Genomic DNA, 15,306 nt, shown 5'->3' on the forward strand with positions numbered 1-15,306 from the left:
GCCCCTGTCCCCGACGGAAAGCCCTTCATGTCCCTCGACAACCACGACACTCGTTTCTCCCGCAGAAAGTTCCTGCTCGGCAGCGCCGCACTGGCCGGCGCGGTCCCGTTCCTGTCGGCCTGCGGCGGGCGCAGCGACGCCGCCGCAGCGCCGACCGGCCCACCGAAGCGCGGCGGCACGCTGCGCGTCGGCGTCACCGGCGGCGGCGCCTCGGACTCGCTCGACCCGCACTCCCCCGTCACCAACCCCGACATCGCACGGGTGCGCAACCTGTACGAGCCGCTGGTCTACCGCGACCACGACTTCGAGGTCTCCTACCTGGTCGCCGAGAAACTCGAGTCCTCGGCGGACGCGACCACGTGGACGGCGACCCTCCGCGAGGACATCCGGTTCCACGACGGCAGACCGGTCACCCCTGCCGACGTCGTCGCCACGTTCCGCCGCATCATGGACCCCGACGACCCGAAGTCCGGTGCGGCCAGCCTCTCGATGCTCGACGAGGTGACGGCCGCAGGCGACCGGCAGGTCGAATTCCACCTCAACGAACCCTCGGCGGTGTTCGCCGACTACCTCGGCCAATACTCGCTGGGCATCGTGCCCGCCGACTTCGACGTCGCGAAGCCGGTCGGCACGGGCCCGTTCCGCGCCGCGGAGTTCACGGCGGGCCTGCAGAGCCGGTTCGTGCGCAATCCGCACTACTGGCGGCCGGGGCGGCCGTATCTGGACGAGCTCGTTCTCATCAACTTCACCGAGGACGACGCGCGGATCAACGCGCTGCTCGCCTCCCAGGTCGACGCCATCGACCAGGTGCCGGTGGCGCTCGTCGACGTGCTGCGCAGCGACGAACGAATGCGCATCCTCTCGTCGGAAACGGGTACGTGGCTGCCGTTCACCATGCGCGTCGACCGTCCGCCGTTCGACGACGTGCGCGTCCGGCAGGCCATGCGCCTCATCGTCGACCGCGAACAAATGATCAACCAGGTGCTGGCGGGCCAGGGCCGGGTCGGCAACGACTTGTACGCACCGTTCGACCCCGCGTACGCCTCCGAGTTGCCACAGCGCACGCAGAACATCGCCGAGGCGCGCCGACTGCTGGCCGAGGCGGGCAAGTCCGATCTGGACGTCGAACTCGTCACCGCACCGATCCAGGCCGGTGCCGTCGAGGCCGCCCAGGTGTTCCAGCAGCAGGCCAAGGCAGCCGGCGTGAACGTGCGACTCAACCGGGTCGACACGACCACGTTCTACGGCGACAACTACCTGAAGTGGGACTTCGCCCAGGACTTCTGGTACACGCGCAACTACCTGCCGCAGGCCGCGAACGGCTCGCTGCCCGATTCGCCCTACAACGAGACCCATTGGCAGGACCCGGAGTTCATCCGGCTCGTCCGCACGGCGAACCGCACCAGCGACACCAGCAGGCGCACCCGCCTGCTCAAGCAGGCACAGCGCATCGAGCACGAACGCGGCGGCCTCATCGTCTGGGGCTTCGTGAACCAGGTCGACGCCCATCAGGTCTACGTCGCCGGGCTCGTCCCGGACCGCACCGGCCTGCCCCTGTCCGGTTACTCGTTCGGCCAGGTCTGGCTCGGCTGAGGAGGTGAGGATTTCGTGTTTCGTTTGATTCTGCGCAGACTCGCGATCAGTGTCGCGGTGCTGTGGCTGGTGACGCTGCTGGTGTTCGTCGCGACGTTGCTGCTTCCCGGCGACCCGGCCCGCGCCATCCTCGGCCAACAGGCCACTCCCGAGCGGATCGCCGCGCTGAACGACCAGCTCGGCCTCGACGCGCCCGTGTGGCAGCGCTACCTCGACTGGCTCGGCGGGGTGTTCACCGGCGATCTCGGTACGTCGGCGGCCTCGCAGGGCCCGGTGACCGAGCTGTTGGGTGGGCGCATCGGCGCCTCGCTGGTGCTACTCGTCGGCGCCGCGGTGATCAGTACCGCGGGCGGGCTCGCGCTCGGCACGTGGTCGGCGCTGCGGCGTGGCCGTGCCGTCGACCACACCGTGTCCGGCCTGAGCCTGGTCGTCGCCGCGCTACCCGAGTTCGTCATCGGTGTCGCGCTGATCGTCCTGCTGTCGACGACCGTGCTGCCCGTGTTCCCGTCGGTCACACTGGCGCCGCCCGGCGAACCCGTCTGGTCACGCCCGATCCAACTCGTGCTGCCGATACTCACGCTGACGCTCGTCGTCACCCCGTACATCACGCGCATGATGCGCGCGACGATGAGCGAGGTGCTCGACAGCGGATACGTCGAGATGGCGCGGCTCAAGGGCATACCCGAACGCGTCGTCATCACGCGTCACGCCGTGCCGCACGCGATCGGCCCCGTCGCGCAGGTCATCGCGATCCAGCTCGCCTGGCTCGCGGGCGGTGTCGTCGTGGTCGAGTTCCTCTTCCGCTACCCCGGCATCGGGCAGGCGCTGATCGACGCCGTCAACAACCGTGACGTCGAGGTCGTCCAGGCGATCACGCTGCTCATCGCGGGCGTCTACATCGTGGTGAACCTGATCGCCGACATCGTCGGCATCATGACCAACCCCAAGCTGCGTGCGGAGGTGGCCCGATGACCGCGACGACCACACAGCCCACATTGCTGCGACGCGCGTTGTCGCTGCCCCAGGCGAAGATCGGCCTGACCCTGACCGTGGTCGTCGTCGGTGTCGCGGTACTCGGCCCGTGGGTAGGTCCGTGGCTGACCGGCCACGACACGACCGGTTTCGCGGGCAAGCCCTTCCAACCCGGCGGCATCGCCGGCACCGACGGTCTCGGCCGTGACGTGTTCACCCGGTTCCTCTCCGGCGGCCTGACACTGCTGGTCTACGCGGTGCTGGCCACCGCACTCGGCCTGGTGCTGGGCGCAGTGCTCGGCATGCTCGCCGGATACAGCGGCGGCCGGCTCGACTCGCTGATCATGCGCGGCAGCGACGTACTGCTGTCCTTCCCCCAGCTGGTGTTCGCCCTCCTGGCGATCGCCATGATCGGCCCGGAGGGCTGGCTGCTGGTGCTGGTCATCGGCGTCACCCACGCGCCCCGTGTCGCCCGCGTCGCACGACAGGCCACGGTGGCGGTCAAGGACGCAGACTTCATCCGCGCCGCCCGCATGTATGCCATGCCGCGCCGACGCATCCTGCTGCGCGAGGTACTGCCCAACATCACCGGGCCGCTGATGGTCGAGCTCGGCCTGCGGCTGACGTACTCCATCGGCTACGTCGCGTCGCTGTCGTTCCTCGGCCTCGGCATCCAGCCACCGACCGCCGACTGGGGCCTGATGATCAACGAGAACCGCATCGCACTCGTCGTCGAGCCGTGGGGCGTGCTGCTGCCCGTGCTCGCGATCGCGGTGCTGACCGTCGGCACCAACCTGATCACCGACTCGCTCGCGTCGGCGGCCTCCGGCACGTCGAACACCGGCAAGCCGAACACTGCGAAGGAGGCCTCGGCATGACCGCTCCCGCCACGGTGACGCACACGCTCCTCGCCCGGGAGCTGCGTGTCGACACCGCCACCGGACACCCCGTGCTGAAGGGCGTGTCGTACGAGATCGCACCCGGTGAGGTGCTGGCACTCGTCGGCGAGTCCGGCTCCGGCAAGACCACCGCGGGACTGGCCGCGCTCGGCCACTTCCGGCGCGGGCTCATCCACACCGGCGGCGGCGTGTCGGTGCAGTCCGACGACGGCGAACCGGTGTCCGTGCTGGAGGTCGGCGACCGGCAGCGGCGGTCGCTGCGCGGCAGCACCGTCGCCTACATCCCCCAGGACCCGGCCGCCTCGCTCAACCCGGCCCTGCGTATCGGCAAGCAGATCGGCGAGGTGCTCGAAACGCACGGTTACGGCGCGTCCGCGGCCGAACGATCCACGCGTATCGCCGAAGTCCTGGGCGAGGTCGGGCTCCCGGACGACGAGGCCTACCGACGGCGGTACCCGCACGAGCTGTCCGGCGGACAACAGCAGCGCGTCGGCATCGCCATGGCGTTCGCGTGCCGGCCGAACGTCGTCGTGCTCGACGAACCGACCACGGGACTCGACGTCACCACGCAGACGCTGGTCCTGCGCACGATCTCCGCACTCACCACCGAACACGACACCGCCGCGCTCTACATCACGCACGACCTGGCGGTGGTCGCCACGATCGCCCACCGGGTCGCCGTGCTGCGCCGCGGCGAGGTCGTCGAATGCGGCTCCACCGAGGAAGTGCTCCGCGCCCCCGCGCACGCCTACACTCGCGAACTCGTCACCGCGGTGCCGCACCTCGACGGCACGGGCGCGACCGACACGTCCGGATCGGGCCGTTCGACACCGGGCAGCTCGACACCGGGTGCCACGGAGTCGGGAGCCGCAGGGGCGAGTGCTGCGGACATGGAGGTCGCCGGCGATGCGGAACACACGCCGGTGCTGTCGGTGTCCGGCCTGTCCGTGGCCTACGGCGAGCACCGGGTGCTGCGTGACGTCTCGCTGGACGTGCGCGCGGGCGAATGCCTGATGCTGCTCGGCGAGTCCGGCTCCGGCAAGACGACGCTGTCGCAGTGCGTGGCCGGGCTGGGCCTGCCGCACGCCGGCACGGTGTCGGTGTCCGGAACCCCGCTCGCCGCCTCGACCCAGCGGCGCACCGCCGAACAGTTGCGCTCGGTGCAGTACGTGTTCCAGAGTCCGTACTCCTCGCTCAACCCCCGCAAGACGATCGCGCAGTCGGTGGAGCTGCCGTTGCGGACGCTCACGGACCTGGATGCCGCGGCGCGGCGGGAACGGGTGACCGAGACCCTCGAACGAGTGCGGCTCGATCCCGCGCTCGCAGGGCGGCTTCCCGACGAGCTGTCCGGTGGCCAGCGGCAGCGCGCCGCGATCGCCCGCGGCCTGGTGACCACACCGGACGTGCTGCTGTGCGACGAGGTGACCTCCGCGCTCGACGTGTCCGTGCAAGCCACGATCGTGGACCTGCTCTGCGAACTGCGGCGCGAACTGGGGATGGCGATGCTGTTCGTCACCCACAACATCGCGCTGGCACGGCACGTTGCCGACCGGATCGCGGTGCTGCGCGGCGGCGAGGTCGTCGAATCCGGCACGGTCGGCGAGGTCCTCGACTCCCCGTCGCACGAGTACACGCGCGAACTGCTCGCCAACACACCGAGGATGTGACGATGACGGTTCACGGATCGGTCGCACCGGGGTTCGAGCCCGTGCGGGACGCCTTCGCCGACGTGCTCGCCGACGCGCGCGGCGGCGGGTCCTTCGCCGTCGTGCGCGACGACACGGCGGTGGTCGACCTGTGGGGCGGCCTCGCCGACCCGGCCTCGGCCGCGCCGTGGCGCGACGACACCCTGTGTGTCCTGTTCTCCGGTACGAAGGGTGTCGTCGCCACCGTCGTCGCCGCACTCGACGTGCTCGACCCGGATGCATCGGTGCGGGATCTCTGGCCCGAGTTCACCGCCGACGCCACGATCGGCCACGTGCTGTCCCACACCGCCGGCCTGCCCTATGTGGACAGTCCGCACGACATGCTCGACAATGCGGCGTGTGCCGCACTTCTGTCGGCACAACGTCCGTTATGGACACCGGGGAGCCGCGTGGGCTACCACGCGCTGACCCACGGCCATCTCGTCGCCGAACTGTTGCGCCGCGCGACGGGCCGCTCCATCGGAACCCTCGTGCGCGAGGTACTGGCCGAACCGTTCGGGCTCGAGCTGCATCTCGGCACGCCGGAGTGCCTGGACGAGCGCATGGCACGGCTGCTGCGCGCACCCGGGTACACGATCAGCACATTCCTCGACGATCCGGAGCGCCGGAAGATCGTCGAACGCATGTATGCGGGCCTGCTCGACTCCGACGAGCGGATGAACTCCGCCGCCTACCGCCGCGCCGAACTGGCCGCCGGGAGCGGCACCGGAACGGCACGGTCGATGGCACGGCTCTACGATCTGCTCGCCCGCGGGCACGTCGTGGCACCGGACGCGCTGGCGCGGGCGACCCGGACCTGGTCCGAGGGGTTCGACGCCATCAACGACCGGCCACTGCGATTCGGTCTCGGCTACGAGCTCGAGGACCCCATCGGCACCTACGGCCCCGCGTCCCGCTCGGCAGGCGCCTTCGGCCACTCCGGAGCCGGCGGTGGACGCCACGGCGCGTGGCCCCAAACGGGCCTCGGCTTCTCGTTCGTCACCAACGAACTGCGCAGCGAGAACGCCGACGGTCGCGCCGACCGCCTCCTCGACGCGCTCGACGCCTCCCTCTGACGAGCGCCGCGCCGCTCAGCTCCGGAAGCCGCCGCCCTGCGAGCCGCCGCTCCGGCCGCCGCTTGGCGAACCACATAGGGACGACGGCAGGCCAGACAAACAACGCGCGCCGGACACCTGTCAGCAGGTGTCCGGCGCGCGAGAATCGTCCGGGCCGAGGAGCTCCTCAGACCGTGAAGCCGAGGGCGCGCAGCTGCTCGCGCCCGTCATCGGTGATCTTCTCGGGACCCCACGCCGGCATCCAGACCCAGTTGATCCGGTAGTCGTCGACCAGCTTGCCGGAGCCCTTCAGCACCGACGCCGTCTGGTCCTCGATCACGTCCTGCAGCGGGCAGGCCGCCGACGTCAGCGTCATGTCGATGGTCGCCGTGTTGTCCGGCTCCACCTGGATGCCGTACACCAGGCCCAGGTCCACGACGTTGATGCCGAGCTCGGGGTCGACCACGTCACGCATGGCCTCCTCGACGTCCTCGACCTTCGCCACGTCGCCGCCCGCCGCGGCCTCGGAGGAGGCCTGTGCTTCCTGGTCGAGATCGGCCGCAGTCCGGCCCTCTCGCTCCTGCTGCGTGCCGACTTCGGTCATGCTTCCACCTCAATCTTCCGGACTACCCGGCCGGCCTCGGTGAGCGCTGCTGCGCAGACTCCGTTCCCGCTCACACCGCCTCCGTTCACGCTCACACCGCCTCCGCGCCGATCGACGTGCGGGCCAGTGCGTCCTTGAAGGCCATCCATCCCAGCAACGCGCACTTCACCCGCGCAGGATACTTCGCGACACCGGCGAACGCGATGCCGTCGTCGAGCACGTCCTCGTCCGGTTCGACCTGGCCGCGCCCCTGCATCAGCTCCGTGAACGCATCCATCGTGGTCATCGCCTCGCCGATGCTGTGGCCGATCACGAGGTCGGTCATCACCGACGTCGAGGCCTGGCTGATCGAACAGCCCTGCCCCTCGTACGACACGTCCTCGACCGTGCCGTCGTCGGCGACCTTGACGCGCAGGGTCACCTCGTCGCCACAGGTCGGGTTGACCTGGAACGACTCGCCGTCGAACGGCTCACGCAGACCGCGGGCATGCGGGTTCTTGTAGTGATCCAGGATGATCTCCTGGTACATGCTCTCGAGCTGCATGCCTCTACTCCCCCACTCCGAAGAACCGCTGCGCCTCGCGAACCCCCGCGACCAGCGAGTCCACTTCGGATGGTTCGTTGTACAGGTAGAACGACGCGCGCACCGTCGCCGGGACCTCACACGCGCGGTGCAGCGGCCACGCGCAGTGATGTCCCACGCGCACCGCGATACCCAGGCTGTCGAGCACCTGGCTCACGTCGTGCGGATGCACGCCGTCGACGACGAACGCCACGGTCGCACCGCGATCGGCCGTGTCGGCCGGTCCGATGATCCGCACACCGGGGATCTCCGACAGGCCCGCGAGCGCCCGCTCGGCGAGCGTGTGCTCGTGCGCGGACACGCGGTCCATGCCGACGCCGTTCAAATAGTCCACCGCAGCGGCGAGCCCGACGGCCTGCGAGGTCATCGGCACGCCCGCTTCGAAGCGCTGCGGCGGCGGTGCGAACGTCGAACCCTCCATCCGGACGAGCTCGATCATCGACCCACCGGTCAGGAAGGGCGGCATCGCCTCGAGCAGCTCCCGCCGCCCGTACAGCACGCCGATGCCCGACGGGCCGAGCATCTTGTGCCCCGAGAACACCGCGAAGTCGACACCCAGGGCGCCGAAATCGACAGCGCCCTGCCCGTACACGCCGTGCGGCACGGACTGGCACGCGTCGAGCACGACCAGCGCGCCGACCTCGTGGGCCCGGCGTACCAACGGCTCGACCGGATTCACGGTACCGAGCACATTGGACTGATGGGCGAATGCGACCACCTTGGTCCGCTCGGTGATCAGCGAGTCCAGTTCGGACAGGTCGAGCCTGCCGTCGGCGGTGACCGAGAACCACTTCAGCGTCGCCCCGGTGCGCTGGCAGAGTTGCTGCCACGGCACCAGGTTCGCGTGGTGCTCCATCTCGGTGACGACGATCTCGTCACCCGGCCCGACCGCGAACCGCTCCGACTCGGGGCCCGCCGTGGCGGCGTTACTCATCGCGTAGGCGACCAGGTTGACGCCCTCGGTCGCGTTCTTGGTGAACACGACCTCGCCCGGCGAGACCCCGACGAACGACGCGATCGTCGCGCGGGCGCCCTCGTAGGCGTCGGTCGCCTCCTCGGACAGCTGGTGCGCCCCCCGATGCACGGCGGAGTTGGCCGTCTCCACGAACCGCCGCTCGGCGTCGAGCACCTGGGCGGGACGCTGGGACGTAGCCCCGGAATCGAGGTACACCAGCGGTTTCCCGTCACGAACGGTGCGCGACAGGATGGCGAAATCGGCTCGCAGCGCTGTGACGTCCACAGGCAGCGAATCCGTGGTGGTCATCGCCGGCTCCCTTCGGTCCGGGTCTGCCGGAGCGGTACCCCCGCCGCCGGCAGACCCCGGGTGACGTGTCAGACCGCGGCTTCGGTCGTGTACTTGACGTAACCGTCGGCCTCGAGCTCGTCCGCCAGCTCCTTGCCGCCGGACTGCACGACCTTGCCACCGGCGAACACGTGCACGAAGTCGGGCTCGATGTGCTTCAGGAGCCGCGAGTAGTGCGTGATCAGCATGACGCCGACCTCGTTGTTCGACTTGTACTCGTTGACCGCCTCCGACACCGTGCGCAGCGCGTCGACGTCGAGGCCCGAGTCGGTCTCGTCGAGGATGGCGAACTTCGGCTTCAGCAGCGCCATCTGCAGGATCTCGTGGCGCTTCTTCTCACCGCCGGAGAAGCCCTCGTTCACGCTGCGCTCGGCGAACTCGGAGGAGATGTCCAGCTGGCCCATCTCGTCCTTGACCTCCTTGACCCAGTGCCGCAGCTTCGGGGCCTCACCGCGCACCGCGGTGGCGGCCGAGCGGAGGAAGTTCGACATCGACACGCCCGGCACCTCGACCGGGTACTGCATCGCGAGGAACAGGCCCGCGCGGGCCCGCTCGTCGACGCTCATCTCGAGGACGTTCTCGCCGTCGAGCAGCACCTCGCCCGAGGTCACCGCGTACTTGGGGTGTCCGGCGATCGCGTACGACAGTGTGGACTTGCCGGAGCCGTTCGGGCCCATGATCGCGTGGGTCTCGCCCGAGCGGATCGTCAGGTTGACGCCGTTGAGGATCGGCTTGTTGCCTTCGTCGGTCACGACGTCGGCGTGCAGATCCTTGATTTCCAGTGTGGCCATGCCTTCTTCGTTTCTCTTAGGCGTTCGAAAGTCGTCGGTGATGGTCCGGCCGCGTTACACGCCGATGGCTTCGAGCTCGGCCTCGATGGCCGCCTCGAGCCGTTCGCGCACCTCGGGGACCTCGATCTTCATCAGGATCTCGTGGAAGAACCCGCGGACGACGAGCCTGCGGGCCTCGTCCTCGGGAAGACCACGTGCCTGCAGGTAGAACAGCTGCTCGTCGTCGAACCGGCCCGTGGCGCTGGCGTGGCCCGCACCGGAGATCTCGCCGGTCTCGATCTCGAGATTCGGCACCGAATCCGCGCGCGCACCCTCGGTCAGCACGAGGTTGCGGTTGAGCTCGAAGGTCTCGGTGGCCTCCGCGGCCGCGCGGATGAGCACGTCGCCGATCCACACGGTGTGCGCCCCGTCGCCCTGCAGTGCGCCCTTGTAGAGGACGTTGGACTTGCAGTTCGGCACGGCGTGGTCCACGAACAACCGGTGTTCCTGGTGCTGGCCGGTGTCGGCGAAATGCAGGCCGAGCATCTCCACGTCGCCGCCCGGGCCCGCGAACGTGGCGGTCGGACTGACGCGCACCAGATCGCCACCGAGCGTGACGACGATGTGCTTGAGGCGCGAATCCCGGCCCAGCTTGAGGTGCTGCTCGGAGACGTGGACCGCGTCGTCGGCCCAGTCCTGCACCGACACGACCGTCAGCTGTGCGCCGTCGCCGAGGACGAACTCGACGTTGTCGGCGTAGGTGCCGGAACCGACGTGGTCCAGCACGATCGTCGCTTCACCGAACTGCTCGGCGCGGATCTGCACGTGGCCGTAGGCGGTCTTGCCCTCGCCGGGGCCGTGCAGCCGCACGATCGTGCGGGCCGAGGCCTTCGTCTCGGCGGGCACCGTCACCAGCGTGGCCTTCTCGAACGACGAGTACGCCTGAGCGGCGATCCGGTCGCTCGGGACACCCGCCACACCGAGACGCTCGTCGTCGCGGCCGATGGTCTCGACCCGCACCTCCGGCGCCGTCTCGAGCTCGAGCTCGGCCTCGCCGGTGGCCGGCGCCGAACCGTCGTGCAGCCCGCGCAGGCGCTTCATCGGCGTGAACCGCCAGTTCTCCTCCCGGCCGCCCGGGACCTCGAACGCCTCGACGTCGTACGAGGTGAAACGCTCCCCGCGGGAGGCCGCCGGGATCGTCACCTCGGCGGCCTCCGCGGTGTTCGCGGCTGCGGTGTTCTCAGCAACCGTCATGTCAGCCGACGCTTCCTTCCATCTGCAGTTCGATCAGGCGGTTGAGCTCGAGCGCGTACTCCATCGGCAGCTCCCGCGCGATGGGCTCGACGAACCCGCGCACCACCATCGCCATGGCCTCCTCCTCGGTGAGACCGCGCGACATCAGGTAGAACAGCTGGTTCTCGCTCACCTTGGACACGGTGGCCTCATGCCCCATCGACACGTCGTCGTTGCGGATGTCGACGTACGGGTACGTGTCCGACCGGGAGACCGTGTCGACGAGCAGGGCGTCGCAGACCACGCTGGAGCTCGAGTGGTGTGCCCGCTTCGCGACCTTCACCAGACCGCGATACGAGGTGCGGCCACCGCCTCGCGCCACCGACTTCGACACGATCGACGAGGACGTGTGCGGGGCGAGGTGCTCCATCTTCGCACCCGCGTCCTGGTGCTGGCCCTCGCCCGCGAACGCGACCGACAGGACCTCGCCCTTGGCGTGCTCGCCCATGAGGAAGACCGACGGGTACTTCATCGTCACCTTGGAGCCGATGTTGCCGTCGACCCACTCCATGGTGGCGCCCTCTTCGGCCTTGGCGCGCTTGGTCACCAGGTTGTAGACGTTGTTCGACCAGTTCTGGATCGTCGTGTAGCGGCAGCGGCCGCCCTTCTTCACGACGATCTCCACGACCGCGGAGTGCAGCGAGTCGGACTGGTAGATCGGCGCCGTGCAGCCCTCGACGTAGTGCACGTAGGCGTCCTCGTCGACGATGATCAGCGTCCGCTCGAACTGGCCCATGTTCTCCGTGTTGATGCGGAAGTAGGCCTGCAGCGGGATGTCGACGTGCACGCCCTTCGGCACGTAGATGAACGAACCGCCGGACCACACGGCCGTGTTCAGCGCGGAGAACTTGTTGTCGCCCGCCGGGATGACCGAGCCGAAGTGCTCCTCGAACAGCTCCGGGTAGTCGCGCAGAGCCGTGTCGGTGTCCAGGAACAGCACGCCCTGTGCCTCCAGGTCCTCGCGGATCTGGTGGTAGACGACCTCGGACTCGTACTGCGCGGCGACGCCGGCGACGAGGCGCTGCTTCTCCGCCTCGGGGATGCCGAGCTTGTCGTAGGTGTTCTTGATGTCCGTCGGCAGGTCCTCCCAGCTGGTGGCCTGCTTCTCGGTCGAACGCACGAAGTACTTGATGTTGTCGAAGTCGATCCCCGACAGGTCCGCGCCCCAGTTGGGCATCGGCTTGCGCTCGAAGGTCTTGAGCGCCTTCAAGCGTGCGTCGCGCATCCACTCCGGCTCGGACTTCTTCTCCGAGATGTCCGATACGACATCCTCGTCGACGCCACGCCGAGCGCTCGCGCCCGCCGTGTCCGGGTCCGACCAGCCGAACGCGTAGTTGCCGAGAGACTCGATGGTCTCTTCCTGGCTCAACGGCGTGGTGGTGGGATTGCGCTGCTCGGCAGCGGCAGTCATGCGGTCGTCCCTCCATTCGGAGTTCGTGCTTCGTGACCCGGCGCCGGGCCGGGCACGTGCGTCGTACACGCGGCATCGCCGCGCGCGATGGTGGCCAGTCGCTGCACGTGGGTGCCGAGCAACTGGGCGAACGCCTCGGTCTCGGCCTCGCACAGCTGCGGGAACTCCGCTGCGACGTGGGCCACCGGGCAGTGGTGCTGGCAGAGCTGCGCTCCGGTTCCGGAGGTGGTTCCGGAGGTGGTTCCGGAGGCTCCGGTGCCACCCGGGAGATCGCTCCCGGACGCAGTCGAGCCGCCGGTGTCCGGACCGCCCGCGTCGACCTGCCTGGTCGACGCAGCGTAGCCCTCCCTGGTCAAGACGGTGGCCAGTGCCTCCGCCTTGTCCGCGGGAGCAGCCTCCTGCGAGATCTGCTCCCAGTACGGATCGACGAGCGCCGCCACGCGCCGCTCGGCGAACGCACGAACCGCCTCCTCGCCCGCGTGCTCGGCGAGGAACCGGATCGCGGAGACCGCAAGGTCGTCGTAGGCATGCCCGAACCGCGCCCTGCCCTGCTCGGTGAGCAGGAACAGCTTCGCGGGCCTGCCACGGCCCCTCCTGCCGCGTCGCGATGCCTCCCGCGTCTCGGCCTCACGGTCGGCCAGCAGTGCGTCGAGATGCCGACGCACCGCAGCCGGGCTGATACCGAGCTGCTCGGCCACCGCGGCCGCAGTCATCGGACCCTGCTCGAGCAGAACCCGGGCGACCTCGCCCCGTGTACCGCCGTCCGAACCCGGCGGCGGTACCGGTGCCGTGACGGAACCGGGAGGCGCCGGTGGCGCGGTGCCACCCTGCTGATCCTGGTTGCCGTCGTTTTTCACAACATGATTGTGTCTTATTTCCTCGCGGCAGGCAAAGGCGCCTCACCGGCAGTGACCGGACTCACCGACACACTGCAGCGCACCGCGCCACAGCAGGAGACGCACTCCTCGGTAGGAGACGCCCCCTCGGTGGGCGATACGTCCCTTCGGTACGAACTGCGAGCACCGGGCTTGCCGTCGATGCGGGGGACACGAGGGGAAGATCCGGGGCACTGAACCCCTTGGGGGCACGCAGCGTCCACGCGAGGTCCACGCGCGGCTCGCCAGAGCAGGGCCGGACCACCACCGGCCGGCGGGACGCTGCCCACCGCTACTCTCTCGGCGTGGCATTCGGCAGGGGCCCCGTGGCATTCGGCGGGGGACGCAGGCGGCGACCCGGCGACGAGGACGACCCCGCGCCGGCGCGGGAGACCGGCGGTTCCGGCTCCCGACGGTCCCCGCCGGCCGACTCCACCGTCTGGGTGCCCGCACGCTCCCCCGCACATCCGGGTGACCGCGACCCCCTGACGGCCGACGAGCGACGGTCGATCCGCCTGGTACAGAGCTTCGGCACCGTCGGCTCACTGATGCTCGCGTTCGGCTCACTCGGCGCGGGCGCCGCTCCCGTACTCAACCCGGTGAACACGCTGCCGGTACTGCGGATCTTCGCGCGGATCCCCACGGTGTCACTGGCCCTGGCGTTCATCGGCATGATCATGCTGATCGCGGGCTGGCTGCTGCTCGGCCGCTTCGCCCGGCCGAGCCGCAAGCGCATCGTCGGCAGGCGCGAACTGCACCGCACTCTGCTGCTGTGGATCGCCCCGCTCGTCGTGATCCCGCCGGTCTTCACCCGTGATCCGTACGTCTATCTGGGCCAGAGCGAGGTCCTCACCCGCGGCATGGACCCGTACGAGGTCGGCCCCGAGGCGCTCGGCAACGGCGATCCGCTGGTCGTCGGCGTCGCGAACATCTGGCGCGACACCCCCGCCCCGTACGGGCCGCTGTTCCTGCGCATCGGCAGCTGGCTCACCGGCATCAGCGGCGAGCACGTCTCCGGCGGCATCCTGCTGTTCCGGCTGCTCACGCTCGTCGGGCTCGGCATCGTCGTCTGGGCGCTGCCCCGGCTCGCCGCCCGGTTCGGCGTTCCGCCGAGCACCGCACTGTGGCTCGGTGTGGCCAACCCGCTCGTGCTGTTCCACATCGTCGGCGGCGCCCACAACGACGCGCTCGGCATCGGCCTCATGCTGCTCGGCCTCGAGGTCGGTCTCCGGCGCCTTCCCTACCGGGTCCGCGGTGACTCGCCCCCGCCGCTGGCCAAGGGCGAGATCGGTTTCATCGTCGCCGGCGCAGCGATCATCACCGTCGCCGCGACCGTCAAACTGCACGCGATCGTCGCGCTGGGCTTCTTCGGAGTGATGATCGCCCGGCGCTGGTACGGCGGTATCAAGGACCTGCTCAAGGCCGCCACCGGCATGATCGCGATCTGCGCCGTCGTCATGACCGCGGTGACCTACGGCGTCGGCCTCGACTACGGCTGGGTCAACGGGCTGAGCACCCCCACCAAGCTGTGGAACTGGATCGCGCCGACCGCCGAGATCGGCCAGCTCGGCGGCGTGCTCGGGGTCGCTCTCGGACTCGGCAACCACACCGCGGGGATCATCGCCGTACTGGCGATCCTGAGCTATCTCGCCGCAGGGGCGATCACCGTCAAGTTCCTCTGGGACAGCCTCCACTGGCGATATCGGCCCATCATCGGCCTCGGCGTCTCCGTCGGCGCGTTCATGCTGCTGCACGTCGCGATGCAGCCGTGGTGGCTGCTCTGGGCGATCATCCCGCTCGCCGCCTCGGCCGGCACGTCCCGGTTCCGCGTACTCGCGACCGGGATGAGCGTCGTGCTGGCCGTACTGATCCCGCCCAACGGCAGCCCGTTCGACGGTCGCCTCTACACGCTGCCGCAGGCCTACTTCGCCGGAGGGCTCGTCGTGCTCGGCGCGCTCGCGCTGCTCTGGTGGCGGGCACCCGCCGTGCTGTTCGCCCGCACCGACCCCGACGATCTGTTCCACCCACCACGGGCCCGCACGGCCGGACGTACTCGGCGCGGCCACGCCACGGACCCGGCCGGCACCGCCGCGGATGCGACGGGTTCCCACGTCGGCGCGGCGGGTTCCCACGTCGATGGGCCGGGTTCCGACGGCACGACCGCCGAAGTGAGCGGTGCCGGCACCCGCGACGAGTCGGCGCGCGACCACCCGTGACGGAGTCGGCACCCGCCAGGGCGACGCGAACGCCCCGGCGGCACGCC

The 15,306-nt window shown here is 69.6% G+C and carries 13 protein-coding genes; 6 read left to right on the plus strand and 7 right to left on the minus strand.

What is annotated here, in order from left to right:
- Nucleotides 1–27 precede the first annotated feature (27 nt).
- The 5 genes from LY41_RS16890 to LY41_RS16910 are packed head-to-tail and all read left to right on the plus strand — an operon-like array spanning nucleotide 28 to nucleotide 6,225.
- Entirely contained in the window at nucleotides 28–1,593 is a 1,566-nt protein-coding gene (locus tag LY41_RS16890; protein WP_253864987.1) for an ABC transporter substrate-binding protein, read from the plus strand.
- 15 nt (nucleotides 1,594–1,608) lie between these two features.
- Entirely contained in the window at nucleotides 1,609–2,565 is a 957-nt protein-coding gene (locus LY41_RS16895; RefSeq protein WP_253864988.1) for an ABC transporter permease, read from the plus strand.
- Nucleotides 2,562–3,443, plus strand: a complete 882-nt coding sequence (locus tag LY41_RS16900; RefSeq protein ID WP_253864989.1) for an ABC transporter permease — start codon at nucleotides 2,562–2,564, stop codon at nucleotides 3,441–3,443. The genes LY41_RS16895 and LY41_RS16900 overlap by 4 nt, the downstream gene beginning before the upstream one ends.
- A complete protein-coding gene (gene nikE / locus LY41_RS16905; protein WP_253864990.1) occupies nucleotides 3,440–5,131 on the plus strand; it encodes a nickel ABC transporter ATP-binding protein NikE in 1,692 nt (563 codons plus the stop codon). The genes LY41_RS16900 and nikE overlap by 4 nt, the downstream gene beginning before the upstream one ends.
- Before the next feature lie 2 nt (nucleotides 5,132–5,133).
- On the plus strand, nucleotides 5,134–6,225 hold the full coding sequence (locus LY41_RS16910; RefSeq protein WP_253864991.1) for a serine hydrolase domain-containing protein: 1,092 nt from the start codon (nucleotides 5,134–5,136) through the stop codon (nucleotides 6,223–6,225).
- A 166-nt stretch (nucleotides 6,226–6,391) separates the two neighbouring features.
- Here LY41_RS16910 and LY41_RS16915 read toward each other — a convergent pair whose 3' ends face one another.
- From LY41_RS16915 to LY41_RS16945, 7 genes are all read right to left on the minus strand, one after another.
- Nucleotides 6,392–6,808 carry a metal-sulfur cluster assembly factor gene (locus LY41_RS16915; protein WP_253864992.1) on the minus strand — a complete coding sequence of 139 codons (417 nt, stop codon included), beginning with the start codon at nucleotides 6,806–6,808 and terminating at the stop codon, nucleotides 6,392–6,394.
- A gap of 91 nt (nucleotides 6,809–6,899) precedes the next feature.
- Nucleotides 6,900–7,352 carry a Fe-S cluster assembly sulfur transfer protein SufU gene (sufU, locus tag LY41_RS16920; protein ID WP_253864993.1) on the minus strand — a complete coding sequence of 151 codons (453 nt, stop codon included), beginning with the start codon at nucleotides 7,350–7,352 and terminating at the stop codon, nucleotides 6,900–6,902.
- 4 nt (nucleotides 7,353–7,356) lie between these two features.
- Complete coding sequence (locus LY41_RS16925) at nucleotides 7,357–8,655, minus strand: cysteine desulfurase (RefSeq protein ID WP_253864994.1); 1,299 nt, start codon at nucleotides 8,653–8,655, stop codon at nucleotides 7,357–7,359.
- 68 nt (nucleotides 8,656–8,723) lie between these two features.
- A complete protein-coding gene (gene sufC / locus LY41_RS16930; RefSeq protein WP_253864995.1) occupies nucleotides 8,724–9,485 on the minus strand; it encodes a Fe-S cluster assembly ATPase SufC in 762 nt (253 codons plus the stop codon).
- A 54-nt stretch (nucleotides 9,486–9,539) separates the two neighbouring features.
- Complete coding sequence (gene sufD, locus LY41_RS16935) at nucleotides 9,540–10,718, minus strand: Fe-S cluster assembly protein SufD (RefSeq protein WP_253864996.1); 1,179 nt, start codon at nucleotides 10,716–10,718, stop codon at nucleotides 9,540–9,542.
- 1 nt (nucleotide 10,719) lies between these two features.
- Nucleotides 10,720–12,168 carry a Fe-S cluster assembly protein SufB gene (gene sufB, locus LY41_RS16940; RefSeq protein ID WP_253864997.1) on the minus strand — a complete coding sequence of 483 codons (1,449 nt, stop codon included), beginning with the start codon at nucleotides 12,166–12,168 and terminating at the stop codon, nucleotides 10,720–10,722.
- The gene (locus LY41_RS16945) at nucleotides 12,165–13,025 is read right to left on the minus strand and encodes a helix-turn-helix transcriptional regulator (RefSeq protein WP_253864998.1); all 861 of its coding nucleotides are present in this window, start codon (nucleotides 13,023–13,025) and stop codon (nucleotides 12,165–12,167) included. The genes sufB and LY41_RS16945 overlap by 4 nt, the downstream gene beginning before the upstream one ends.
- Nucleotides 13,026–13,486: 461 nt before the next feature.
- Here LY41_RS16945 and mptB point away from each other — a divergent pair, with 461 nt between their 5' ends.
- Nucleotides 13,487–15,259 (plus strand): polyprenol phosphomannose-dependent alpha 1,6 mannosyltransferase MptB, encoded by a 1,773-nt coding sequence (mptB, locus tag LY41_RS16950; RefSeq protein ID WP_253865070.1) that lies wholly within the window; start codon nucleotides 13,487–13,489, stop codon nucleotides 15,257–15,259.
- Nucleotides 15,260–15,306: the final 47 nt, after the last annotated feature.

It is taken from the genome of Prauserella halophila (assembly GCF_024171895.1).
GTDB classification, from domain to species: domain Bacteria; phylum Actinomycetota; class Actinomycetes; order Mycobacteriales; family Pseudonocardiaceae; genus Prauserella; species Prauserella halophila.